Genomic DNA, 24,376 nt, shown 5'->3' on the forward strand with positions numbered 1-24,376 from the left:
AAGAGTGGCCGACGCCTGCCTTAGAGCCATTCGCGACAAGGAGAAGGGAACTACGCTCCTTTACGCGACATCCACCAGCGCTCGACGATGAGCCCGACGATGACGACGACAATGCCGACGCCCGCACCAATCGATGTTTCGACGATGCGGGGAACGAGCATCTCGTAATGCCTCGCGGGGTTCGCAAGATGCACCATGAGCAAGGCGAGCGGCGTGACGAATACGAGCCCAAATGAATAATTGCGCGTCACGAACATCTCCGCGAGGAACTGCATCGCGACGATCCACACGACTGTCTGCCACGGCTGACTCGGAAACGACATGAGGAACGCCGCGATGGCGACGCCAAGGACGGTCCCCACAACGCGGTGAAGGGCACGGTTGACCTGCCCCACGCGGCGGGTTTCTGAAAGAGGAGCCACGGCCGCCACTTGCGCCCAATATGGCGAAGGAATCATGAGCGCCGTTGAGATCGACCCCGCAATCAATGCCGCGCTCGCGAAGCGGCCCGCATCCTGTGCGTAATCGGCAACGCTCACGCGCTCCGGCACCGGCACCGGGCGGCCCGTGTTGGCCTCGCCGAGCACGTGAAAGAGCACGCTGAACGCTAAGGAAATCAGCACGCTTCCGCCGCCGAATACAAGCGGTATCCACAGCGGGAACACGTGCGGGCTCGTCGCGATAGCCGTCGCCGCAAAAACGAAGAAGAGCACGCCCCGCGGCCTCAGCGAAAAGCGAGGCACGAGGCCCGACGTCAGGGCCGCCACCATCGTGCCGACGATGACGACGATCCAGGCCCCAGGAAACGTCGGAACCAGCATCTCCGCGTGGCGCGCAGCGGTCGCGAAAACCTCGCACGCTACCAGGGCGCCTCCCGCAATGGCCTGTTGCCGCACGCGCTCGCGCGTGGGAACGAATCGGCCATAAAGCGAGCTGAAGGTGCCAAATGACGCAAAGAGTGAAAGATCAAGGCGTCCCAAGAAAAGGAGAATCACGAGGGGGACCGCAACCGAAAAGGAGATGCGCACCGCGGGGACGAACTCGCCTCGCGCCTCGCCGAGGGTCACAAAGGTCCGGGCGCTCGAGCCGACATGAACCCTCGCCTCGGCGGGAATCGCGTGCAGAAATGTCCGGCGATGACGAGAGACGCGGGGAGAAGGCACGTGCCTCAGGATAAAACCATTCGCGAGGCGCGCGCATCATCGCCCGCATCAACTCACGTTGTGAGGTGTTCGATCAAGATCTTGGCGCCCAGAGCGATGAGGACAAGGCCGCCCGCTACCGCGGCGGGAGTTCGGAATCGGGCCCCGACACGATGACCAATGATGACCGCAACGAACGACAGGGCGAAGGTGACGAGGGCGATGATCGCAGCCGCCTCAACGATGTTGACGGCGAGCATCGCGAAGGACACGCCGATCGCGGCGGCGTCGACGCTCGTGCCGATGCCCAGAAGAAGAAGTGTTTTGAGGTTGATCGCCGCTTGCTCGCCGCTAGCGTCTTCCTCCTCGACCACGAAAGCCTCACGGATCATGTGCGCGCCGATGAGCGCGAGCAGCGCGAAGGCGATCCAGTGGTCGATGGGGGCGAGCACCTGGGAGAACTGGGATGCGAGTGCCCACCCGAGCACGGGCATGAGGCCCTGAAACGCCCCGAACACGACGGCGATGAGGAGCGCCACGCGGTAGGACAACTGGCGCATGTGCACACCCTGCGTGAGAGCGGCGGCGAAGGCATCGGCGGCAAGCCCGACGCCCACGAGCAGGAGTGCGATGATGTCCACGTCTGTCAACACTTTCGCCTCGACATGCGGTGTGTCTAGAGGAAAACGAAAGTGAGGACGTCCAAACAATTTGACGGAGAATAGCGCGCGGGCGATTCTTGACACGGGCCGTAGGGCCCTTCGCCGCCCGCCCACGAGAGGCTCACCCCGCATGAACGCCACGCCCGAACCAACCAGGGTCACCGAGGACTACCTCGCCGTCATCTGGAAGGCGAGCGAGTGGCCCGACGACGGGCACACCCCCGCAACGAGTGCGATCGCCTCCGCACTCGGGGTTTCGCTCTCGACGGTGTCAGCGCAGCTCAAACGCCTCGCGACCGACGGCCTTATCGACTACCACCCCTACGGCGCGATCGCCCTCACCGCCGAGGGCGAGACGATCGCGCGTCAGGTCGTGCGGCGACACCGGATCCTCGAAACCTTCCTCGTCGACCACCTCGGCCTCGCGTGGGACGAGGTTCACGAGGAGGCAGACAAGCTCGAGCACGCGACAAGCGACCGACTGATTGGGCGCATGGACGACATGCTCGGGCACCCCGCAGTCGACCCCCACGGCGATCCGATCCCGTGCGATATTCACGATGCGCCCGACCCCGGCGTTCCGCTCACGCGCTGCGAACGGGGCGAGAGCGTAGTTATTTCACGCGTCTCCGACGAAAACCCGGACATCCTTCGCTACTGCGCGAAGCGCACGCTCGCCCCGGGCACCCGAATCACGATCCTCGAGGAAATGGATTCGACGGGCCTCATGAGCATCGAAGGTGGCGGGCAGCGCGTCGAGTTGAGCGCTCAGATCGCGAACGCGATCAGGGCGGTTCCCGAATCCGCTTAGGCGCGCAACCCGCGCACTTCGGCTCGCGCTACCAGTCGCGCGACGAGCTTCGCCCTGTTCCTTTCGGAAATCGGGCGCCCGCTGAGGTGGTTATACACCCAAAGCCCAGCACTGAGAACGTGATCCTCAAGTCGCTCTAAGTCGTCGTCGCTCTCGACATCCTCACTCGGGTTGAGAAGCCAGCGTTCATCAATCTCGTCCCAAGCCCGCTCATGGTCACGGTGGCTCAGCGCCTGGATATTGAGAAGAATTTCTACGAGGGGCTCTTCGCGCTCGAGGGCGACTACAAGGGCACGCTCGCGTTCGGCCGGCGTGAGGTCTTCGGGGGCCTTCCCGCCGCTCACGCGGGTGACCTCACGCTCCCACAGTTTCGCGGCGTAGTGGTGAAGATCGACGAGGAGATCGTGACGAGAAGGGAAGTGATAGATGAGGCCCGACTTCGACATACCTGTGGCTGCCGCGAGCGAATCGAAGGTAAGGCCGTCAACGCAACCGGTCTCGGTGACGAGGTGGTACGCCACCTTAAGGGCGTACTCTTTCTTGCTGGATCTGGGCACGGGGGTCCTAGGGGGAAAGGTTCAGCATTGAGGGGATGACAATAAAGTAACAGTGTTCTGCACCGATAAAGGCTAGGAACTACCTAACGCGAGGTATGACACATTTCTTACAAACGTAAGCCAGCGCTCTTTACATCTGTAAATCAGTGCTTTATGTTTGACCCGGTCGAAAAGACTGACACCTGTAAGAAAGAGCAGAGTCGAGGCCCCATGTCTGTCCTGTATGCCGCACGGCGTGCCCTCAGCCATCACGTCGAGGAGACGCCGACCGATCCGCGTGCTCAAAAATCGCGCGAATCGCTCGTCCGCGTCATGGTCGACGCCCTCGACGAAAACCCGCAGCCCCCGAGCGTCTCCGAACTTGTTCGACGCGCCGGCGCGAGCCGCCCCACCTTCTACCAGCACTTCGGGGACATTCCCACGCTCATGCACGCCGCGGCTATGGCTCGCCTCGAAGAGGCCTTCGCGACGCTCCCCCAGCAGGCGTCGGACAACCCCGACCACCCCGAAAACTGGACCCGCTTCGCAGCCGAAAGCTTTACGGCGCTCTTCACGCACCTGAGCGAGAACCGCACGTTTTACCTCGCGGTTCTCGACGGCCCGAGCGGGCGCGCCGCCGAAAGCGAACTCACGCGCTTCCTTGCAGGGCGCATGCTAGGCATCGGCACGCTCCGCGACGCACTGACCCGTCTCACCGGTCCCCGCGCCGCGCGCTACGCCGAGTTCCTCTCGGCGGGTCTCATTTCGCAAGCCACCAAGGACCTCCGCGACGACCTCCCGGTCTCAGCGATGGTCGAAACGACAACCGACTTCCTCGCGGCCGCGACTGGCCACAAGGCCGCCTAAGGAGAACGTTTTATGTCACAGAACAATCTGAAGGCCATGCGCACGGCCAAGGCCAATTCCATCGCGCGACGCCTCCGCAGTTCCGGAAACAGCCTTTCCATCATTCGCGTCATGATCCTCGTGATCGGCGTTTCGCTCGTTCCGCTCGTTTACGCGGCACTTCTCACGTGGTCTAACGTCGACCCCATCAACAGGCTCCACCAGGTGCCCGCCGCCGTCGTCAACCTCGACAAGGGCAACACCGACCCCGACCTCGACCTCGGCGACGAGCTGACCGATGAACTCCTCGATTCGACCTCGAACAACAACCTCGACTGGACGGAAATGTCCGAGTCGCGCGCCAACAAGGCGCTCCAGGACGGCGAGATCTACGCGGTCTTGAGAATCCCCGAGAACTTCAGCACCAACGTCGCCTCTGTTGGAAACGACGACCCCTCGACGGCCGCGAAAGCCGAACTCTCAATCACGACCAACGACGCGAAAAATATGATCTCGGGCAACCTCGCCCAGAGCATCCTCACGAAGGTCACGGATTCGCTCAACGAAAAGGTGAGCGACGAGTACCTCCACAACATCTACGCGGGCTTCAACGATATGCACGACTCGCTCTCGGATGCCGAGGACGGCGCCGGGCAGCTCGCCGACGGCTCTTCTGACGCAAAAGACGGCGCCGACAAGCTCGCCGACGGCACCGCGAACGCGAAGGATGGTTCCGGTCAGCTCGTGGACGGAACGGCTGCAGCGAAGGACGGCACTGCCCAGCTTGCCGACGGCACCACGACCGCGAAAGACGGCTCCGGCAAGCTCGTCGTGGGTCTCGGCGACCTCAAGGACGGCACCGTCACCCTCGCGAACGGCGCGAACACCCTCGCGAATGGCACAACTCAGCTCAAGGATGCGACGGGGCGCGCCGCGGTTGGCGCAGGCGATCTCGCGAACGGCGTGGGCCGGCTGGATTCGGCCGCGGGTCAACTTTCCGACGGTGCCTCGCAGGTCAACAACGGCGCGATTCGCCTGCGTGACGGCCTCACGGACGCCCAGGATGGCTCCGCGAAACTTGCCGAGGGCTTGAACGAACTGAACTCAAAGACTTCGATCCTCCCCGGAGCGGTCGCGGAGCTCAAGAAGGGCTCGGCGGCCCTCGCCGATGGCTCCGAGCTCATCGCCGAACGCATGGAGGACCTGAGCGATCGTGGGCCCGCGATCGTTGATGACCTGCACAAGGTCAAGGACAAGACTCGCGGCGCGCACGACGAGGCCGTCGAACTCAAGAAACTCACGGTCGAAGACGTCGAGGGCACCGAAGACTACACGGAATCGCTCGCGGACATTCAAGAACACTGGGACGAGATGGATCCCGAGCAGCAAAAGCTCGCGATCGATGGTCTCAAGAGCGGCGCCGATCAGATTGCGGAACGCTCTCGCAAGATCAACGCTGGCGTGAGCGACCTCGACCTCAAGATCATCGTTCCCCTCGACGTTGCCGCGCACGCACTCGATAACAAGGTCAACGAACTTCCCGCACTCTTCGACCACGCGGCTGAGAAGTCCCGAGAAGTCGCCGACAAATTCAAGAGACTCGACGACGGAGTAGGCGAGCTCGACGCGAAATCGACCGAGCTCGTGGATGGCATCAACCAGCTCGCGACCGGCGCAAACACGCTCGATGACGGCCTCGGGAAGCTCTCGAATGGTGCCGGCGACCTGACAAACGGCACGGGTCGTTTGGCGGATGGCACGAGCCAACTCAAGGACGGAACGGGCACGGCGTACGCGGGCGCTTCGACCCTCGCCGACGGCGCCTCGAAGCTCGACGCCGCGAGCGGAAAACTCAACGACGGCGCACAGCGCCTCGCGACGGGCTCGAGTGACCTCACAACCGGCGCAGGCAAGCTTCAGGACGGCGCCATAAAGCTCGATGGCGGCATCGGCAAGCTCAACGATGGCGCCGTGAAGCTCCACGACGGCTCCATAAAACTCAATGACGGCGCCGTGAAGCTCAACGATGGCCTCGGCAAACTCAATGACGGCGCGACCGAACTCGGCGGCGGCCTCGGCAAACTCAAGGACGGCGCGAATGAGCTCCACGACGGCCTTGCCGATGGTGTCGAGCAAGTACCGAATTACTCCACGTCTGAGAAGGATCATCTCGCGAGCGTTGCCTCTCAGCAGGTAGACCTGTCGAAGCACCGCCTGCACGAGGTTGAAAGCTACGGCTACGGCCTTGGCCCGTACTTCATGACGCTTTCGCTATGGATCGGCGCGCTCGCGTTCTTCCTGGTGTTCCCGGCCCTGAGCGGTCGCCGCGTGGGCAGCAACATGCCTGCCGCAATGGTCGCCCTCGCGAGCTACCTTCCGGGTGCCTTGGTGAGCGTGCTTCAGTCGGTGCTCATGGTTTCGACCGTGCACTTCCTCGTGGGGATCGACATGATGCGTCTTGGCCAGGCGTTCCTTATTTCGTTCATCGCCTCGCTCACGTTCATGGCTCTCAACCAGGCACTCGTCGCGTGCTTTGGCCCCGTGGGGCGCTTCATGTCGCTCATCTTCACGGTGCTTCAGCTCGCGTCGGCGGGTGCTACGTACCCGATTGAGACGACTCCGAAGTTCTTCCAGATCATCAGCCCGTACTTGCCCTTCACGTCGGTCGTGAACGCACTGAGGGTCGCGATCGCGGGCGGCTCGATCAACTTCGCCCACCTCATTTGGATCATGGTTGCCTATTCGGCGGTCGCCTTCGTGATGCTCTTGTTCGGTATCCGTGCGAAGCGCCGGGTGGAGAAAATCAAGAAGAAGCTTCACGACCGTGTCGAGAACGCGGCTCAGGACGAAGCGTCGACTGGAGAGGGTGCAGAAGGCGCTGAGGAGTCCGACGGTTCTTCGGATACGGAGGATGCTCCGCAGCCCGGTGATGCTGAGGGCGCCGAGGACACGGAGGACACCGAGGAGTCCGCGGTTGCTGAAGAGCAGCAGGACGCTGGCGAGGCGGCCGAATCCGAAACGCCCGAGAGCGGTGAGGGTTCGGCACCCGGGGAGAAGGCCTGACGGGCACCGGGCGCGAGTTATCCACAATCGAGGGTCCGACGACTGCCAAGGCTCACCTGTTTCCGTAGGATCGAGGCATGACGCTTCCCTCCCATCCGTTTCAGGTCAACCTTCACGCGGTCGTCGAGCTTCTGAGCACGCACATCTACTCGAATCCGCGCGTGTTCCTGCGCGAGCTCATTCAGAACGCTCGCGATGCGATCATGACGCGCATCGAGGCGGGCACGCTGACCCTCGATGATGCCCTCATCCAGGTGACGCCCGTGGGCCCCGAATCTGGCGAGCTCGTTGTCACCGATAACGGCGCGGGCATGCACCGCGAGGAAATGGCGGAGCTCCTCTCGACCGTCGGCCAATCGAGCAAGCGGGACATTTTCGACTTGCCTCGCACGGATCGGCTGGGGCAGTTCGGCATCGGGCTGCTGAGCTGCTTCATGGTGAGCGATGAAATCGTGGTCGAGACCCGCCCCGCCTCCGGTGGGGAGGCGAGCCGTTGGGTGGGCCGCAGCGACGGCACGTTCACGCTCGAATCTCTCGAGGGTTCGGCCGGCTCTCACGTTGCAGTCGGCACGAGCGTGCGGCTCACCCCCCGGCCGGATGCTCGCGAGCTCACGTCATACGTTCGCGTGTGGGAGCTCGCGACCACGTTCGCGGAGTTCCTCCCCGTGACGCTCGAGGTCTGCGGGCCGCGTGGAACCGAGCGTTTCGTCAACCGCACCCCGTTTTTTACCCGTCACCTCTCCCCCGGGGTGCTCCCCTCGGCGGCAGATGCTCCCGTGGAGGGCAGCGAAGATGACCTTCACGCTTGGGCCCTCGAGCGGGATCTCGAGCACCTCGCCGAGTACGGAACTGAACTTCTCGGTGCACAACCCCTCGACATAATCGACATTTCCGTTCCCGAAACGGGCACGCGAGGAACCGCTTTCGTTCTTCCGGCCTCCCCCTCTCCAGGCGCGCGGCAGGCCACGCGCGCCTACATGGGCGGGCTTCTCGTCTCCGAAGCCCTCCCCGATCTCCTGCCCGAATGGGCATTTTTCGTGCGAGTCGTTCTCGATTCCACGGGGCTCACCCCCACCGCCTCGCGCGAAGGTTTCGTCAACGATGAGGCGCTCGCGGTCACGAAGCGCGCGATTGCCTCGACCTTGCGGTCCTGGATCCTCTCGCTTGCTGAGAGCGATCCGCGCGGCCTCCAGCGTTTCCTTGCCATTCACGACTTGGCCCTGCGCTCCCTCGCCGTTCACGATGTGGAGCTCGCGCGGATCGTGCTGCCTCATTTCACGTTCGAGACGAACCAGGGGCGCATGCTCGTGAGCGAGATCGTCGAGGCGAACCCGCGTGTGCGCTACGCCGAAACAACGGAGGAATTCCGCCAGCTCGCGGGCGTAGTCCCGAGCGACCAGGTCGTCGTCAATGCCGGCTACGTGTACGAAAAAGACCTCATGCGGATGCTCGGCGAGACTATTGCGTCCGCGAGCGCCGCGCCCATCACCCTTGGCGATGTGATTGCGCAGTTCGGGGCGGTGTTCGGTCCAGACAAAGAGGCCGCCGAACGCGTGCGCGCATTCGCCGAAACCGCGCTGTTTGGGCTCGATTGCGACGTCCAGGTGCGCGCATTTACTCCCGAGGATGTCCCGGCCCTCTACGTCGTTGATCCCGATGTTTTGAGGAGCATGGAGCTGCGCCGCCTTGAGGAATCGACGAGCGGCTTCTGGGGCGACCTCATGCGTGAGGTCACGGCCTCCTCACCGGAAACGGAGCGTGCGCCGGAAGGCCCAGACTCGAGCCTGCCCACCCTTGCCACACTCGTTCTCAACTGGAATAGCCCCCTCGTGAAAATGCTCGCGGGCATCGAGAGCGAGGATCAGGTGGTGGCCTCGCGAACGGTGCGGCTCATCTACGTGCAGGCGATGCTCGCGGGGCACAACCCGCTGCGGCCCGCGGATCGCGCGATCCTCAACGAGTCCCTTTCCGACATGCTCGCGCTTTCCACGAATCTCATGCGGCGCGATCTCTCGATCGAGGATTTTCTCGAACCGGGCGAAGGCACCGAAAGTTAGGCTGGGACCATGCGTGAACTCCAAGCATCGATTATCAACGAGATGGGCGTGAAGCCCCAGATCGACCCTGCGGCAGAGGTCGAGCGCCGCGTCGCTTTCCTGACCGAGTACCTGCGTTCGACCGGCGCGAACGGCTTTGTGCTCGGCATTAGCGGCGGCGTCGATTCGACTCTCGCGGGCCGCCTCGCTCAGCTCGCGGTTCAGAAGGTGCGTGCCGAGGGCGGCGACGCTCATTTCGTCGCGGTGCGCCTTCCACACGGGGTGCAGCACGATGAGGCCGATGCGGCCGCGGCAATGGCGTGGATCGGCGCGGACCGCGAGATGACCATCAACATCAAGGGCGCTGCGGATGCACTTCGCCACGAGTTTGCGTCTGCGGCGGGGCATGAGACAAGCGATTTCAACGCGGGCAACATCAAGGCGCGCCTGCGCATGGTCGCTCAGTACGCGATCGGCGGTGACGAAGGGCTCCTCGTGATCGGCACGGATCACGCCGCCGAGTCCACGGTCGGGTTCTTTACGAAGTTTGGCGACGGTGGCGCGGACATCCTCCCTCTCTACGGGCTCAACAAGCGCCAGATCCGCTCGCTTCTCGAACATCTGGGCGCACCGGATCCGCTCTGGACCAAGGTGCCGACCGCCGACCTGCTCGATGGCAACCCCGGGCGCACGGACGAGGACGAGCTCGGCGTGAGCTACGACGACATCGACGACTACCTCGAAGGCCGAGACATCCCCGCGCCCTCCGCAGAGAACATTGAGCGCCGCTATCTCTCGTCGCGACACAAGCGCACAACGCCCGTGACCATCACCGACACGTGGTGGAAGGGCACCCCGGAGTCGCGATGAGCGAAACAGAGACCGTCGAAAGCCTCGCGCGCCGCTTCGACTCCCCTGCGCCGATGCCGCCGCGGGAGCGGTGGGAGATCGGCAAGCGCGCCGAGCGACTCGCAGAGGAGCGAGGCGATAAGCGAGCCCTCTACGAGATCCGCATGCGGCTCGTAGGTTTCGCCTTCCAGGCAGCCGAGGCCACGGAGCAGCTCACGCTGTTCCTGTGGTGCGCGCACATGCACGATTCCGATCCCTCTCGCTACCCCGTGCGTCCTCTCGAGACTCAGCCGGACGTCGACCTCCTGTGGTGGTACAAGTGGCTCACGGTCATGCTTCTGAGCTACCCCCAGTACTCGCTTTCCCAGGTGCGTTCCGCGCTCGACATGATGCGCGCCGCCTATCAACGCGAAGGAGCCGGGGAAGCCGGAATCCTGTGGGCTGAACTCTCTTTCGCGCTCGAGACGGGCAATGTCGACGAAGCCCGCGAGGTTCTCACTCGCATCAAGGCGTGCCCTCCCGACGAATACTCCAATTGCGACGCGTGCGCGAGGGCGCAGGAAGCCACGATTTTGTGGCAGATCGACGAGCCGGAGGCAGCGCTTCGCCTCGTGGACGAAATCCTCGACCGGGGCTACGAGTGCGCGGAAGAGCCCCAGTCGATCGCCTCGGAGGCGTTGTTCGCGTTCGCGCGCGCCGGGAGGCTTCCCGAGGCCGCGGCACTCGCGGAGTTTTCCTACCCGCTGATCATGTCCTCACCGATGCATCTCAGCCACCAGATCGACCACATGCTGTTCCTTCTCGCGACGGGCAATGTGCGCATGGCGGCGATGCTCTTCGTGCGCCACTTGCCGAACGTACGCCACGAGGGCCTCGCCCCGAGCATGTACCTTGCGGCGCTCAAGCAGCTGATCGTGGTGGCGAGCGAGCTTACGCGCGCCGGGTACGGCGCGATGGCGATCAAGGGCCTCAACGGCGAAGACACAACCGTCGAGGAGTTCATTGAAGCGGCGCGCAGCACGGCGCTTCCCCTTGCCGAAGCGTTCGATAAGCGCGATGGCACGAATGACCGCGCCACCTCGGTCACCGAGGCGGGCCACACTCCGCTCGAGCGCTTCGCGTTCGAGCTCGGCGGCTGAATCGATCCTCGGGAAAGCGGCTCACGTCCCGCAAAAGCTCGTGAAGAATCGAGCGTTGGGCGGTGGCGCCTCGAGGTCCTCGAATCCGTCGCGGCGTGTCCACGGCTCGCGAATCGCGGCAAGGAGGCGCTCGAATTTTCCCCGCTCGCCGCGCTCGACGTCGCGCAGTGCTGCCTCGACGTGGTGGTTGCGGGGAATGTAGATCGGGTTCGTCTCGCGCATGAGCGCCTCCGCGCGCTCGAGGCTCGTTCCCCCGCGCGAGCGAAGCTCCTCGAGTTCAGCTCGCCACGCACTGCCCGCGGCAAACTCTCCGTCGATGCTTTTTCCTTCGGCGAGGGCCCTGAAAAACAGGGTGAAGTCCATGTGCTCGCGCTCGAGGGACTCGAGGGTGTTCGCAACGAACTGCGCCAACGCGGCGTCCGGTTCCGCCTCAATTCCGAGCTTTCGCGCGAACACTCGCGTGAAGGCAGCGCGGTACTCCTCCTCAAACTCCGCTAGTACCGCACTCGCGTCGTCGATCGCGCGCTGCGGATCCGGGTCGATGAGGTCGAGCAGGACTTCGGCGAAGCGCGCGAGGTTCCACTGCGTAATGGCCGGCTGCTGGCCGTAGGCGTAGCGGCCGCCGGTGTCGATCGAGCTGAAGCACGCCCCGGCCTCGTACCGATCGAGGAAGGCACACGGCCCAAAGTCGATCGATTCGCCCGCAACGCTGACGTTGTCGGTATTGAGAACGCCGTGCACGAACCCCACCCCCATCCACTGGGCCACGAGCCGCGCCTGGCGCGCTGCGACGCCGCGAAGGAGAGCAAGGGCAGGCCGCCGGCGAGCGTCGGCACTCTCTTCCCATCCGGGGTAGTGCCGATCGAGGACGAATCGTACGAGCGTGTCGCGCGTATCCGCCGCGATTGATCCCTGATCGCCCGCGACCCTCGCGAACTGGAAGGTGCCCACGCGAACGTGGCTTGCAGCCGTGCGCACGAGGATCCCCGCAGGTTCCGGCTCGGGTGCGCGGCGCCTGATCCGCTCCCCCGTCTCGAGAACCGCGAGCGCGCGGCTCGTGGGAATGCCGAGGGCGTCAAGCGCCTCCGAGATGAGGTATTCGCGATACATCGCGCTGAGCGGCGCCTTGCCGTCCGATCCAGGACGCGAGAACAGCGTGAGCCCGCTGCCCTTGAGGTGCACGTCCACGATCGCATCGCCGCAGGTCAGCTCGCCCATGAGGTGAGCGCGGCCGTCGCCGAGGACGGGCGAGAAGGTGCCAAACTGGTGGCCCGAATACGCCATGGCGTGCGCGCTGTTCGCATTCGCAAAGCTGCGCGCGAGGCCCTCGACCGCCTCAATTTCCGCCCCGGAATCAATCCCGAGCTCCCTCGCGAGCGGCGCATTCGCGGCCCCCACGCGCGTATCGGTGGGGATGCTGGGCGCGCACTCGCGCACGAGATCGGGAAACTCGCGCGCGAACTCGGTGGTCAGTGGCGGAAACTGGGAAGGCACACCACCACGCTACAGGGTCCGTTCCGACGCTTGCTCACCTAGCGTCGCACCCACATCCGTGAGCGCTTGACCACTACACTTTCGGTATGCCGCGCTTTTCTCGCGCCGACGTCTATCGGCGCCAATACAAAGCGATCGTCGCCATCTTCGCCGCGTCCTGCATGCTCGTCTCGATTGGCACGCTCGTGAGCACCATTGCGGCCGGGCAACCGTCGGACCAACGGGCGGTCCCCGCCGCCCCCGCACCCGTGAAGGCGCGCGTGATGACCATCCCGGACACCCCCGCGGATGCCTCCGCTCTCACAAATCTGCCGCGCGGGGTGGATCTGCGCGAGGGCGAAAGCCTCGGCATCGATGTGTCCTCGCACCAAAAGACGATTGACTGGGGCGATGTCGCCGATGCGGGCGTGAGCTTTGCGTACATCAAGGCGACCGAGGGCACCGGCTATACCGACCCGAAGTTTGCCGCGAACTGGGAGGGCGCCACGAAAAACGGCATCACCCCGGGCGCCTACCACTACTTCACGCTGTGCTCCCCCGGCGCGGACCAGGCACGCGATTTCTTGAAGGCAGCCCCGCCGGATTCGGTTGCGCTTCCACCCGCCCTCGACCTCGAGTTTGATGGCGCGTGCGACGAACGCCCCGAGGCGCAGCACGCAAACGCGGAGGTCGCTGACTTCGTGAGCATTGTCGAAAAGGCGTGGGGGCGAAAGCTCGTGATCTACTCGAGTGCCGAGTGGCGGCGCCACTACGATCTCCCGCACGCCGAAGGCCGCCCAACCTGGCTTTTTTCCGGGTCGTCGCGACCCGAGGAGGATCGCTGGGCGGTATGGCAGCTGCGGTTTGACGGCACAGTCGACGGAATTTCCACGAAGGTCGATATTGACGTAATTCGGCCAGCGCATCTCAGAGGAGATTAAAAGATGACGAGGCGCATCAGCGTCGTACTTTTTGACGGCTTCGAGCTTCTTGACGTCTGCGGGCCGGTTGAGCTTTTGAGCCACGTCGAGGGCATCACGCTCGACTTTGTGGGGCCCGAGGCGGGTCTCGTCTCGAGCGCGCAGGGCCTTCGCGTGGAGTGTGGCCGTTCGTTTCGGGAGCTCTCCAAGGAGCCGATCGACATCCTTCTCGTCCCGGGAGGGCCCGGCACGCGAACGCTCGTCGACGATGCGCCGTTTCTCGCGTGGCTGACCGAGGCCGGCGCGCGTGCCCGGCTCCTCGCGTCCGTGTGCACTGGCTCGGCGCTCCTCGCTGCGGCCGGGCTGCTCGAAGGCTACCGCGCAACGAGCAATAAAGCCGCGTTCGAGTGGGCGCGCACCTTCGGTCAGACGGTTGCCTGGCAGAGGGAGGCTCGCTGGGTTGAGGATCGCGATCGGTGGACGTCCTCGGGCGTTGCCGCGGGCATGGACATGACGGCCGCGCTCATCGCCTCGCTTTGCGGAGCCGAGGCACGTGATCGGGCCCTTGCGAAGGCCGAATACACGGCCACCACCGATAGCGATTCGGATCCCTTCGCCGCCGCGCTCCCTCTGCCCTGAGGGCGTGCACAGCGGGGCGGCAGGCCCTCACAACTGGCGGAGGCGGTGCCAGCGAGAGACCCAGTTTTCGACATCGACGAGAGGCACGAGAAGCGGAGGTTCCTCGCTTGAGGCGGGCCGCAGCGAAGCGTCACGGACCGCCGCGCTGTTTTCGCGGCGCGCCCGAGCGTTGTAGTCCTCGAGGTATTCGCGCACCGCGTCTTGCGATGGGAGCGAGCGAAGAGTGTGCGCGAGCATATCGTGTTCCTTGCGCAGCACCACAGTGGCGGGCAGTAGCGCCTCGCGATCGAATTCGCCGGAGGAAATGCGCGATTTAATCCACCAGTCGGGATCGTGCACGTCCGGAAGCTCGAGCTGCGCACCCGCGAGGGGAAGGTTGTCAAAAACGCCGGCAGCGGCGGCCCGATCGGCAGCCGTCGGAATGAACCCCGCGCCCTCCCCCATGGCACCGAGCCATGCGTTTGTGTGGGAGCCCGAGGGTGTCTCCTCACTCATGCTGCTCAACCCCTCACCCGAGTACACGCGTGCAGATACGCGAAAGCCCCTCCCGTAGGAGGGGCCCGCATGGGGTGCGCAAGGGGGGACTTGAACCCCCACGCCCGCAAAGGCACACGGACCTGAACCGTGCGCGTCTACCAATTCCGCCACTTGCGCGGGAACTTCGACACCGGGTTTCACGGCACACCGAGATCGAAGCGCTCCCTAATATAGCCCCACCGCCTCGCGCGCGCGAATCCGCGCACGGGCCGGGTGGGCAACGCCACGGGGTGAACTAGTCGTCGGTAGGCACCTGTGTCACGACGAGCACGCCCGAATCCTGAGAATTGAGGATCGTCGCTGCGATGACCGTGGCCTCTGCCTTGCCCCATTCCGCCTCGATCGGGCACACCTGGGAGTTGCGGCTGTCAGCGATCGACATCTCACCCGCACACTCGAACTTCGAGATGGGCATTTCGAGGGACTGCATCGCCTTGAGCGCCTTTTCGGACACAGTTGCGCCGTCCACGGGAGAATCGACGGCCCACATGTCACCGATGCCGTAGGCAAGAACCTCAGTTCCGGGTTCGGTGAACTTCGCGCTGAGCGAGGCATCAAAGTCGTTGTCAAAGGCGACGAGAAGGCCCGGGCCCTGCACATTCGAGAAGGTGCCGTAGGCGTAGGCCTCGCGGGTCCTGTCCCCTGTCGTCACCGTGCAGTGAGTCTTCGGCTTGCCCGCGGTGATGTCAATATCGCCATCGCACTCCACGGTTGCCTCACCGCCATCATCGAAGACGCTCGAGATGGACGTGGCAACCACGTCACGGCTAAAGGGGAAGTCGCCGATATCCGGATTGGTGTCCTCAGTGAAGTGAGCGATTATCGCGGGAGCCGCGCCCACCTTGGCTTCAGAATCGGAAGACGCGGTTGGGCTCGAGCTCTCGCTCGGCGTTGCGCTCGCATCCTCGCTCGCGCTCGGCTCCGCACTCGGCTTGTCGCTCTCTTCGGCCGAGGGGATCTGGGTGGGGCTCGGCTTCGCCGTTTCGGGTGCGTGGGTGGGGGTCTCGGTTGGCGTGGACACCTCACCGCCCGTCGCCCCGCACGAAGCGAGCACAAGCGCGGCGGCGAACGCGGCGGATGCGCCGCGGAACGTGGACCTCATCGACATGGAAAATCTCCTCTAGACATGGGCACGAGGGAAGTGTGTGCTGACATATCTTCCCGCGCCCCACGCAAAAAGTAAAGACTTTGCAAAGTGTGGAGGTTGTGAAGGAAAGCCCCACGCTCGAGCGGCAGGCGGGGTCCGACGGTGACCAGGCGCCTTACGAGGCCGCGCCGCTAAAACACCGCTCGCACACAAGGGATTCGCGCCGCGACAAGCGACAGTGCCCACGAAAGCCCGAGCACGAGCACCCATGCGCCCACGCACGCGAGCGTTCCGCTCGAGTCGAGCCCGGGCACTAGGAGGCGCACACCGATGAGCACAACGAAATGGCACAGGAACACGCCGAACGACGCATCGCCGAGGCGCCGCAACACACCCTGCACACGATCGGAAACCTCCCACTCGCGGCTCACGGCAAGAAGGCCCGCCACAAGCGCAAACGAGGCACCGACATTCAAGGGTGAGCGGTAGTTGCCGCTGACGAGCTTGCCCCATCCCTCGTTCTCAATACCGAGACCGCCACACACGCCAAGAGCCACGAGCAGCGCGATACCGAGGGCGAGCACGGCGGGCGCAAGGCGCCGTCGGACCGGGTGGGCGAACGCGACGTGACCGGCAAGGTAGTGCCCTACGTAGAAAATCCAGTAGGTGAGCACCGCCCCGGAAATCACACCCGTGGGTTGCCCGACCGCCTCAAACGCGTTCGGAGCAAGATACACAGACAAACCCCACGCGAGGCTCACACCGGTGGCAGCCCACGCACGCGCTTTCGAATGCGCAACGAACGAGCCGAGCACGGGGGTAATGATGGACAGTCCCATGATGAGCCACAGAAAGTACAGCTGCGGGGACTGATCCCCCATGAGCGCTTCCTTGCCTAGCCGCTCCGCGGTCAGGTCGCGACCCAGAACCACGCCATTGATCACAACGCCATACACGAGCGTCCACACGATGGTCGCGGGAATGAGCCGCGCGAAACGCGAACGTAGAAACGGCCATGCTCCATTGCGCATCGCCACCGGAGCGAGGTTCAGGGCGCCGGAGATCATGATGAACACGGGCACTGCAGCGTTCAGCATCGAGCGGAACACAACGAGAGCCCAGGGGGCACCTTCGGCAGTGGCGGCGGGCGCGAGACAGTGGATGCCTACGACAGCGACGATCGCCGAAATACGCACAACATCGAGCATTGGCACATAGCGCCGCTGAGGTGTCGAAGGCATGGGATCAAGGTTACGAGAAGTCGGCGCGCGCCTTTTCAGCCTCGGCAAAGCTCGCGTCGATGGCCTCAACGCTAATGCGGTGGCGGAACACGAGCACGTACGCGAGGGTCACGAGCAGCACGAACGGGATGCCCACCATGGCCGCGAGCTGCATGCGCTCAACGGCGATCACCGTCGAGAACACGAAAAGGAGGCCGGCAATGCCCGCGATCGCCGTCACCACGCCACCGGGCATGCGGAATAATTCGCGGCCGTCGCGCGTGCGGTGATAGACCACGTAGGTCACCAGGATCAAAACCCACACGATGACCGCCGAGAAGATCACGGTCGACATGATGAGGGGGAACAGACCGCCGATACCCGTCATCGCAAGCACCACGACGACGAGGATCCCGCATGCGTGCACGATGATGCCGGGCAGCGGAATGCCGCGCCTGGTCGTGCGCTCGAGCATTTGCGGGGCGAGCGAATCCGCGGCGAGCGAGTGAAGAAAGCGCGAGCCCGCATACACGTTGGCGTTTGCGGCGGACAGCGCGGTGATCACCACGATGAGGTTCGTGAGGCCCGCCGCGGCGGGAATCCCGAGTTCGTGGAACACCATGACGAACGGCGACAGGCGCACGTCACCAGCGGCACCCGAGGCTTCTTTCCACGGCACGAGCGCGACGATAATCCCGATCGCCACGACGTAAAAGAAGCTCAATCGAATCACGGTCGACTGCGCGGCCGTGCGGATCGACCGTGCGGGATCCTTCGCCTCAGCGGCCGAGATCGACAGCATCTCGATGCCGCCGAAGGAAAACATCACGAGCGCCATCGAGACCCACACACCTTTGAAGCCAAAGGGCATGAAGCCACCGTCGTTCGTCCAGTTCGAGACCCCGGCAGCAGGTGTTCCCGGGAGCCCGAAGAACACGAGACACAGCCCCACGAGAATGAAGACGACGACCGCGATGACCTTGATGCTCGAAAGCCAAAACTCGATCGTGCCGAAGCTCTTGACGCTCACCACGTTGATCGCGACGACAATCGCGCCGAGGATTGCGACCCCCGCCCACTGCGGAAGATCCGGCGCCCAGAACTGGAGATACAGGCTGCACGCATACAGTTCAGCGGCGGTCACCCCGACCGTCACGATCCAGTAGAGCCACCGCACGAGGTATCCCCAAAAAGGCGAGAGATAGCGCGCGGCGAGTGTGCCAAATCCGCCCTGGACGGGGTGACGCGAGGCCATCTCGCCCATCGCGAGGGCGATGGTCATGGCAATGGCGGAGCCGATCGCAAAGCTGATGATCACGGCGGGACCGGCCACGGCGATCGCATCTCCGGAACCGAGGAAAAGGCCTGTGCCGAGCGCGGAACCCATCGCGATCATGGCCATCTGCCGATGCGTGAGCGATCGGGAAAGGTGGCCGTGTTCGTGGGGATCGCTGGCTGTAGACGGGTGTGAGGATGGGGAGGTCATTGCATAAATGTATTCAATTTTTTGGCAGGGCGCGCGAAAGACCACCAGATGACACGAAAAAGCGGCGGGTGTGGGCCCGCCGCTTCCTCGTTCGCTCTCATTCGAGCGTTTACGCTATGCCGTTCAGGCGCGCGCACCCTTCGCGGCAACGACCTGGACAACGAGGTTTGCGTAAACCTCTTCGTGCAGGCGCACCGTCACGGTGTACTCGCCGAGCGACTTGATCGGCGCGGTGAACTCGACCTTGCGGCGATCGATCTCGCGATCGAAGCCAGCCTTAACGGCCTCGGCAACCTCGGCGGCGGTCACGGCGCCGAAGAGGCGGCCGTTCTGGCCCGCACGCTCGGCCACGACGACCGGCTTGGTCTGGAGGAGGTCACGCAGTGCCTGCGCATCCTCGAGCGACGCCACGGCGCGCTTCGAGTTTGCGGCAGCCATCTGCTCGAGCTGGCGCTCAGCGCCCTTGGTCCACGGCGTGGCAAGGCCGCGCGGCAGAAGGTAGTTGCGCGCGTAGCCGGCCTTGACCTCGACGACATCGCCGGGGCCGCCGAGCTTGGAAACCTCGTTGGTGAGGATGAGCTTGGTAGTAGCCATTTTTCTCTATCCTTCCTTGGCTCAGCGACCGGAGGTCGAGTAGGGAAGGAGGGCGATCTCGCGGGCGTTCTTGACGGCCTTCGCGATCTTGCGCTGCTCCTGGACACTGACGCCGGTCACGCGGCGTGCACGGATCTTTCCGCGATCCGAAATGAACTTACGCAGAACCGCGGGGTCCTTGTAGTCGATGTTCTCGATACCGGCGCTCTTGAGCGGGTTCTGCTTCTTCTTGGGCTTACGAAGCTCTGGCTTCGCCATCGTGGTGCTCCTTTGAGTGAGGGGAGCCCGGGCTTTCTACCCGGGATGGAATGGATAAATTGAGAATGTGTGCCGAGTGGCGCGGCGCGATTTAGAAGGGCGGTGGCTCTTCAGCGCCGCCGTTGCTCCAGGGGTCAACATCGGCGGGGTTCTGGCCGCCCTGCGGTCCACCCTGGGCGCCACCGCGGTTACCGCCGTAGCCTCCCTGGTTGGAGTAGCCGCCTTGGCCGCCACCATAGTTGCCGCCACCGCTGTTACCACCGTTGAAACCGCCACCGAAGTTTCCGCCGCCGCCGCGCTGAGTGCGGGTCGGCTTCGCGGTCGCGTAGCGAAGCGAAGGGCCGATCTCGTCGACCTGGAGTTCGATCGAGGTGCGGTTATTGCCTTCGCGGTCGGTGTAGGAGCGCTGCTGGAGGCGGCCCTGAACGATCACGCGGGTGCCCTTCGTGAGGGACTCGGCGACATTCTCGGCTGCATCGCGCCAGATGGAGCAGCGCAGGAAGAGAGCTTCGCCGTCCTTCCATTCGCCCGACTGACGGTCGAACGTGCGGGGGGTCGACGCGACGGTGAACGACGCGACGGGAATCCCCGAGTTCGTAAAGCGCAGCTCGGGATCGGCGGTCAGGTTTCCGACGACGGTGATGACGGTATCGTTCGCCATGACTCTCCTTCAGCTGATGGTGCGGTGTGGCGTGTAAACGAGGTTTTTACTTCTCGTCGACGCGCATGAGCTTCGTGCGCAGAACGGACTCGTTGAGGCCGAGCTGGCGATCGAGCTCCTTGGCGGTCTCGGGCTTCGAGGTGAAGTTAAGAACGACGTAGATGCCTTCCTGCTTCTTGTCGATCTCGTACGCAAACTTGCGCTTGCCCCACACGTCGGTGTTGTCGACGGTGCCGCCCTCAGCAGGAACAACCTTGATGAGCTTCTCAAAAGTAGTGTCCACGGTACGCTCGTCGATCGACGGGTCCAGGATCACAACCATTTCGTACTTACGCATGTGTAAATCCCCACCTCCTGTGGTCTATCGCGGCCACGGTCCTTCCGTGGCAGGAGGGTCATGCATGCGCCTGCGGTTTTCCACAGACTTCCCAAGTCTAGCGGCTCGCCCGGGTTCGGGGAAGGGGGTCCGACGGTGGCCTGGACCTCACCGCTACCGAGGTTCTTTCGGCGTCGCGGTCGGCTCAACGGGTTTGTCGTTGCCGCGCGTCGGCTGTACCTTCGGCGTCTCCGGCTTTTCGCTCGGTTCAGGCTTCGGTTCGGGCTTCGGCTTCGGCGCTGGCGATGCCGGCTTCTCCTCGGACGGAGAAGGAGACGGCTCGGGCGCCTCCTGCGACGGCTCCTCGGTTGCGGGCGGCTCCTCACTCGGCTCTTCCGATGGTGCCTCGGTCACCTCGGGTTCCTTGGTCACGCGCGGCGCAGGCGCCTGCGTCCGTTTTGTCCTCTTCCGCTTCTTCTTGCCATCGGTATCGACTTCGTCCGGGAAGTCGAGTTCATCCTGCCCGTCGAGGGCGCTCGTCATGATGTCGGCGAAGATACTCGCGGGCGCGCCGCCACCGGTCATGTCCTCCCACGGGCCGAACGGGGTGAGTGGCTCTTCAGTGCGGCCGTCGGAGCTTGGTTGGAACATGCCCACCGCTGTGACCAGCTGGGGGGTGTAACCCACGAAAAGCGCCGAGCGGAACGAGCTTGAAGTACCCGTCTTGCCCGCGACCGGGCGGCCATCCATTTTTTTGTTGACGATTCGTGCCGAGCCGCGAGAGCTCGTGGGTTCCTGGAGGGCTACGGTCGCGTTGATCGCCGTGGACTCCTTGAGAACTCGCTCGCCGTCATCCTTATAGGCGTACTTGCTCGAACCGTCAGCATTCGTCACTTTTTCGACGATGTGCGGCGTGCGCTTAATCCCGCCCGAGGCGATCACGGAATACGACCCCGCGAGCTCGAGAACCGTGAGCGATGAAGAGCCAAGGACGTTGCTCGGACTGTCGTCGAGACCGGGTGTCTTCTCGGAAAGCCCCATCTTGACGGCCGCTTCGCGCGTCTTCTCGGCGCCCATGTCAACGTTGAGTGCCGCATAGGGCGTGTTGTAGGAGTGCCGCGTCGCGGTCAGGAGATCGACGCTGCCACGCGAGACATTGCCGAAGTTCTTGACTGTCCACCCCTTGAAGGTCCTAGGCGAAGAGGCGTCCCAGTTGGAGTGGAGGCTATAGCCCTCCTCGAGCGCGGCAACAAGCGTGAACGCCTTGAACGTTGAACCGGCCTGCATGCGCGACTGGGTAGCGTCGTTCCGCTGCTGCTTGAGGTAGTCCTCGCCGCCGTAGAGCGCCCGGATCGCACCGGTTGACGGGTCGATGCTCACAGTTCCCACGCGGTTATTCTCGGGGCGGTCCTCGGGGAGATTCGCGATCGCTTCGACGGTCGATTCTTGCGTGTGCTTGTCGATCGTCGAGACGATCGTGTAGCCGCCCGTGTCGATGTCGTCCTCGTCGAAGCCTCGCGCCTCGAGTTCCTTGCGCACCGTCGTCATGAGGTAGCCATTTGTGCCGCGCAAGGAGTTTTGACGTTTGTATTCGATCGTCTCGGGGAAGCTGAGCTTGTCAGCCTCCTCCTTCGTGAGGCTTCCCGTCTCGTTGACCTCTCGGTCGATGACCCGCTGCCAGAGCGCTTTCGCTTTATCGGGATTCTTCGCCGGGTCGTAGGCGCTCGGTGCGGGAATGACGGCGACGAGAAGTGCGGCCTCGGCGTCATCGAGCTCGCTCGCACTCTTGCCGAAGTAGGCCTGCGCCGCCTCTTCGATTCCGTAGGCGGAACGGCCAAAGTAGATCGTGTTGAGGTAGCGCGAAAGGATCTCGTTCTTGTCGAGCTCCTCATCGATTTTGACGGCCATGATCATTTCGCGCACCTTGCCGGTATACGAGGTGACCTTGCCCGTGTAGTAGTTCTCGACGTACTGCTGGGTGATCGTCGAAGCCCCCTGGCGGGAGCCGCCAGAAAGGTTGTTCACGAGAGCGCGCACGATACCCTTCGGCGAAATGCCGCGGTTCTCGTAGAACGTGGAGTCCTCGGAGGCGACGACAGCCTCCTTGACGTTGTCCGGGATCTCGTCGGCGGGCAGGATCGTGCGATTGAGGTCGCTGAACTCGCCGAGGAGAGTCTTTCCGTCCGAGTAGTACACGCGGGTCGTTTGAGCAACGGCGATATCGGTCGGCTCGGGTACTTCGGTAGTCGCATACAGCCACGCACCGAAGCCCACGCCAGCACAGAAGAGAACGAGGACGGCCGCGGAAAGGAGGCGCCACGAGGGAAGCCACCGCGAAAACCCTTCTTTTCCGGCGCGCGGGTAGTTGAGAAAGTTCGTGGGCTTGGGTTTGGGCTTAGACGCAGCCGTGCCTGCTGCCGCTACAGCGTGCCGGCCTTTCGTGGGCGCGGCGCTTTCGGGGCGCGGTTTCGTGCGGCTGCGACCAATGCTCGCTGCCGCGGGAGTGGTCGCAGGGCGCGCTGCACGCTTTCCGCTCGAGCGGGTACGGCTCGTCCCCTTTGGGCTCTTGTCGCTCACTTCGAGGTTCCTCTCGTCGCCGGCGCGCTTTCGTGCGCCCCATTATGCGCCCACCATTCCTGAAGGCGCCTCGAGGCTTCCTCCTCGCCGAGAGGTCCCTCCTCCATGCGCAGCTCAAGAAGGTAGGCATATGCCTTGCCGACTGCCGGGCCGGGCTTGAGGTCAAGAATCTGCATGATCGCGCGGCCATCCAGATCGGGCCGGATTTTGGAGATCTCTTCTTGTTCCGCGAGCTCGGCGATGCGTTTTTCGAGGTCATCGTAGGCTTCGCGAAGGCGCTGGGCCTTGCGCTTGTTACGCGTCGTGCAATCGGCGCGCGTGAGGCGGTGAAGGCGTTCGAGCTGATCGCCCGCGTCCGTCACGTAGCGGCGCACGGCCGAGTCTGTCCATTCGCTATCCGCGTAGCCGTGAAAGCGAAGATGCAGTTCGATGAGGTGTGCGACCGCCTTGGTCGTCTCCTTATCGAACTTGAGTGCCTTCATTCGGGCCTTCGCCATGCGCGCCCCCACGACTTCGTGGAACCGGAAGGTCACGACTCCGCCTTCTTCGTAGCGGCGCGTATTGGGCTTCGCGCAATCGTGCATGAGCGCCGCGAATCGCAAAATGAAGTCGGGGCCGGGAACCGGTCCTTCGGGGCCTGTTTCAAGGTCAATCGCCTGCTCAAGCACCGTGAGCGAATGCGTGTAGACATCCTTGTGTCTGTGGTGCTCGTCGATCTCGAGCCGCATCGCGGGAAGCTCGGGAAGGATGATCTCGGCGAGGCCAAAATCGACCATCTGCTCGAGGGCACGCCTTGGGTGATCGCCGAGCATGAGCTTGACGAGTTCTTCGCGCACACGCTCGGCGCTCACGATCTCGAGGCGGCCGGCGAGGGCGGCGATCGCGCGCGCGGTTCCCTCCTCGATGTCGAATCCAAGGGTCGAGGCGAAACGTACGGCGCGCATCATCCGAAGCGGGTCGTCGCTGAAGGACTGTTCGGGGGCGACCGGTGTACGAAGAAGCCCCGCGGCAAGATCTTCGAGGCCGCCGAACGGATCGATGAACTCGAGGGAGGGAAGACGAACGGCCATCGCGTTCACGGTGAAGTCGCGTCGCGAGAGATCACCATCGATCGTGTCACCGTACGCGACCTGCGGCTTTCGAGACTGCGGATCGTATTCCTCCGTGCGGTACGTCGTGATCTCGACCTTGACGCCGTCGAGCTGCGCGCCGAGCGTGCCAAACTCGCGCCCCATGTCCCAGATCGCGCCCCGTTTGCCGACCCACTGCCGAAGAATCTGCTCCGTCGACTCGGGCCGCGCCGACGTCGTGAAATCAAGGTCATCGCTGCTACGTCCAAGAAGCGCGTCGCGCACGGGCCCGCCGACGAGTGCCAGTTCCTCGCCTGCACTCTCGAACATTTGACCGAGCTCGTGAACGGAGGCTGGAAGCGCCTGGAACATGCTCCGCGCGCGGATGCGAACCGTCTCGATCCCCATCCGGTGTGCTTCACGCTTGTCGCCGTTAGTCACGTCGTTCATTCCT

General features: G+C 63.9%; 22 protein-coding genes and 1 tRNA gene. 8 read left to right on the plus strand and 15 right to left on the minus strand.

The features are described 5' to 3' along the window. Positions 1 to 50: 50 nt before the first annotated feature. Positions 51 to 1,163, minus strand: coding sequence for an FUSC family protein (locus tag FXY94_RS02740; protein ID WP_143485199.1), 1,113 nt, complete (start codon positions 1,161 to 1,163; stop codon positions 51 to 53). Between the two features lie 53 nt (positions 1,164 to 1,216). Continuing rightward, on the minus strand, positions 1,217 to 1,783 hold the full coding sequence (locus tag FXY94_RS02745) for a manganese efflux pump MntP (RefSeq protein ID WP_040386395.1): 567 nt from the start codon (positions 1,781 to 1,783) through the stop codon (positions 1,217 to 1,219). A 151-nt stretch (positions 1,784 to 1,934) separates the two neighbouring features. Between FXY94_RS02745 and FXY94_RS02750 the strand changes: the two genes are divergently transcribed. Next, entirely contained in the window at positions 1,935 to 2,615 is a 681-nt protein-coding gene (locus FXY94_RS02750; RefSeq protein WP_016663492.1) for a metal-dependent transcriptional regulator, read from the plus strand. On the opposite strand, the gene FXY94_RS02755 is transcribed toward FXY94_RS02750, so the two are convergent. Continuing rightward, positions 2,612 to 3,172: a TetR/AcrR family transcriptional regulator gene (locus FXY94_RS02755; protein WP_016663493.1), complete on the minus strand. Its 561-nt coding sequence runs from the start codon at positions 3,170 to 3,172 to the stop codon at positions 2,612 to 2,614. The two genes, FXY94_RS02750 and FXY94_RS02755, sit on opposite strands and share 4 nt — an antisense overlap. A 210-nt stretch (positions 3,173 to 3,382) precedes the next feature. On the opposite strand from FXY94_RS02755, the gene FXY94_RS02760 reads away from it, so the two are divergent. From FXY94_RS02760 to FXY94_RS02780, 5 genes are all read left to right on the plus strand, one after another. Continuing rightward, positions 3,383 to 4,018, plus strand: a complete 636-nt coding sequence (locus FXY94_RS02760; RefSeq protein WP_034371258.1) for a TetR/AcrR family transcriptional regulator — start codon at positions 3,383 to 3,385, stop codon at positions 4,016 to 4,018. Positions 4,019 to 4,030: 12 nt separating this feature from the next. Next, positions 4,031 to 7,060: a YhgE/Pip domain-containing protein gene (locus FXY94_RS02765; RefSeq protein ID WP_016663495.1), complete on the plus strand. Its 3,030-nt coding sequence runs from the start codon at positions 4,031 to 4,033 to the stop codon at positions 7,058 to 7,060. Positions 7,061 to 7,137: 77 nt separating this feature from the next. Continuing rightward, a complete protein-coding gene (locus tag FXY94_RS02770; protein ID WP_016663496.1) occupies positions 7,138 to 9,117 on the plus strand; it encodes an HSP90 family protein in 1,980 nt (659 codons plus the stop codon). Positions 9,118 to 9,126: 9 nt separating this feature from the next. Beyond that, the gene (nadE, locus tag FXY94_RS02775; RefSeq protein ID WP_016663497.1) at positions 9,127 to 9,966 is read left to right on the plus strand and encodes an ammonia-dependent NAD(+) synthetase; all 840 of its coding nucleotides are present in this window, start codon (positions 9,127 to 9,129) and stop codon (positions 9,964 to 9,966) included. Beyond that, a complete protein-coding gene (locus tag FXY94_RS02780; protein WP_016663498.1) occupies positions 9,963 to 11,084 on the plus strand; it encodes a hypothetical protein in 1,122 nt (373 codons plus the stop codon). Before nadE ends, FXY94_RS02780 begins: the two co-directional genes overlap by 4 nt. Positions 11,085 to 11,105: 21 nt before the next feature. Here the strand turns inward: FXY94_RS02780 and FXY94_RS02785 are convergent, their stop codons facing one another. Continuing rightward, a complete protein-coding gene (locus FXY94_RS02785) occupies positions 11,106 to 12,578 on the minus strand; it encodes a protein adenylyltransferase SelO (RefSeq protein WP_016663499.1) in 1,473 nt (490 codons plus the stop codon). A gap of 86 nt (positions 12,579 to 12,664) precedes the next feature. Between FXY94_RS02785 and FXY94_RS02790 the strand changes: the two genes are divergently transcribed. Together FXY94_RS02790 and FXY94_RS02795 are read left to right on the plus strand one after the other, a co-directional pair. After that, positions 12,665 to 13,498: a glycoside hydrolase family 25 protein gene (locus FXY94_RS02790; RefSeq protein ID WP_016663500.1), complete on the plus strand. Its 834-nt coding sequence runs from the start codon at positions 12,665 to 12,667 to the stop codon at positions 13,496 to 13,498. A gap of 3 nt (positions 13,499 to 13,501) precedes the next feature. Beyond that, positions 13,502 to 14,116: a DJ-1/PfpI family protein gene (locus FXY94_RS02795; RefSeq protein WP_016663501.1), complete on the plus strand. Its 615-nt coding sequence runs from the start codon at positions 13,502 to 13,504 to the stop codon at positions 14,114 to 14,116. 27 nt (positions 14,117 to 14,143) lie between these two features. Here the strand turns inward: FXY94_RS02795 and FXY94_RS02800 are convergent, their stop codons facing one another. The 11 genes from FXY94_RS02800 to FXY94_RS02850 form a co-directional block, all read right to left on the minus strand. After that, positions 14,144 to 14,611, minus strand: a complete 468-nt coding sequence (locus tag FXY94_RS02800; protein WP_016663502.1) for a DnaJ family domain-containing protein — start codon at positions 14,609 to 14,611, stop codon at positions 14,144 to 14,146. Between the two features lie 75 nt (positions 14,612 to 14,686). Continuing rightward, a tRNA-Leu gene (locus FXY94_RS02805) sits at positions 14,687 to 14,770 on the minus strand. A gap of 118 nt (positions 14,771 to 14,888) precedes the next feature. Then, complete coding sequence (locus FXY94_RS02810) at positions 14,889 to 15,761, minus strand: hypothetical protein (RefSeq protein WP_016663503.1); 873 nt, start codon at positions 15,759 to 15,761, stop codon at positions 14,889 to 14,891. A 170-nt stretch (positions 15,762 to 15,931) separates the two neighbouring features. After that, positions 15,932 to 16,981 (minus strand): acyltransferase, encoded by a 1,050-nt coding sequence (locus FXY94_RS02815; RefSeq protein ID WP_081976397.1) that lies wholly within the window; start codon positions 16,979 to 16,981, stop codon positions 15,932 to 15,934. A gap of 10 nt (positions 16,982 to 16,991) precedes the next feature. Then, positions 16,992 to 18,446, minus strand: a complete 1,455-nt coding sequence (locus tag FXY94_RS02820) for an amino acid permease (protein WP_034371283.1) — start codon at positions 18,444 to 18,446, stop codon at positions 16,992 to 16,994. 123 nt (positions 18,447 to 18,569) lie between these two features. Then, positions 18,570 to 19,040, minus strand: a complete 471-nt coding sequence (gene rplI / locus FXY94_RS02825; RefSeq protein WP_016663506.1) for a 50S ribosomal protein L9 — start codon at positions 19,038 to 19,040, stop codon at positions 18,570 to 18,572. A 21-nt stretch (positions 19,041 to 19,061) separates the two neighbouring features. After that, positions 19,062 to 19,298 (minus strand): 30S ribosomal protein S18, encoded by a 237-nt coding sequence (gene rpsR / locus FXY94_RS02830; RefSeq protein ID WP_016663507.1) that lies wholly within the window; start codon positions 19,296 to 19,298, stop codon positions 19,062 to 19,064. 91 nt (positions 19,299 to 19,389) lie between these two features. Further along, positions 19,390 to 19,959: a single-stranded DNA-binding protein gene (locus FXY94_RS02835; protein ID WP_016663508.1), complete on the minus strand. Its 570-nt coding sequence runs from the start codon at positions 19,957 to 19,959 to the stop codon at positions 19,390 to 19,392. Positions 19,960 to 20,005: 46 nt separating this feature from the next. Next, entirely contained in the window at positions 20,006 to 20,296 is a 291-nt protein-coding gene (rpsF, locus tag FXY94_RS02840) for a 30S ribosomal protein S6 (protein WP_016663509.1), read from the minus strand. Positions 20,297 to 20,449: 153 nt separating this feature from the next. Next, positions 20,450 to 22,852 (minus strand): transglycosylase domain-containing protein, encoded by a 2,403-nt coding sequence (locus tag FXY94_RS02845; RefSeq protein WP_016663510.1) that lies wholly within the window; start codon positions 22,850 to 22,852, stop codon positions 20,450 to 20,452. Continuing rightward, entirely contained in the window at positions 22,849 to 24,372 is a 1,524-nt protein-coding gene (locus FXY94_RS02850; RefSeq protein WP_016663511.1) for a CCA tRNA nucleotidyltransferase, read from the minus strand. The genes FXY94_RS02845 and FXY94_RS02850 overlap by 4 nt, the downstream gene beginning before the upstream one ends. Positions 24,373 to 24,376 lie beyond the last annotated feature (4 nt).

It is taken from the genome of Dermabacter jinjuensis (genome assembly GCF_902381725.1).
Lineage (GTDB): Bacteria > Actinomycetota > Actinomycetes > Actinomycetales > Dermabacteraceae > Dermabacter > Dermabacter hominis.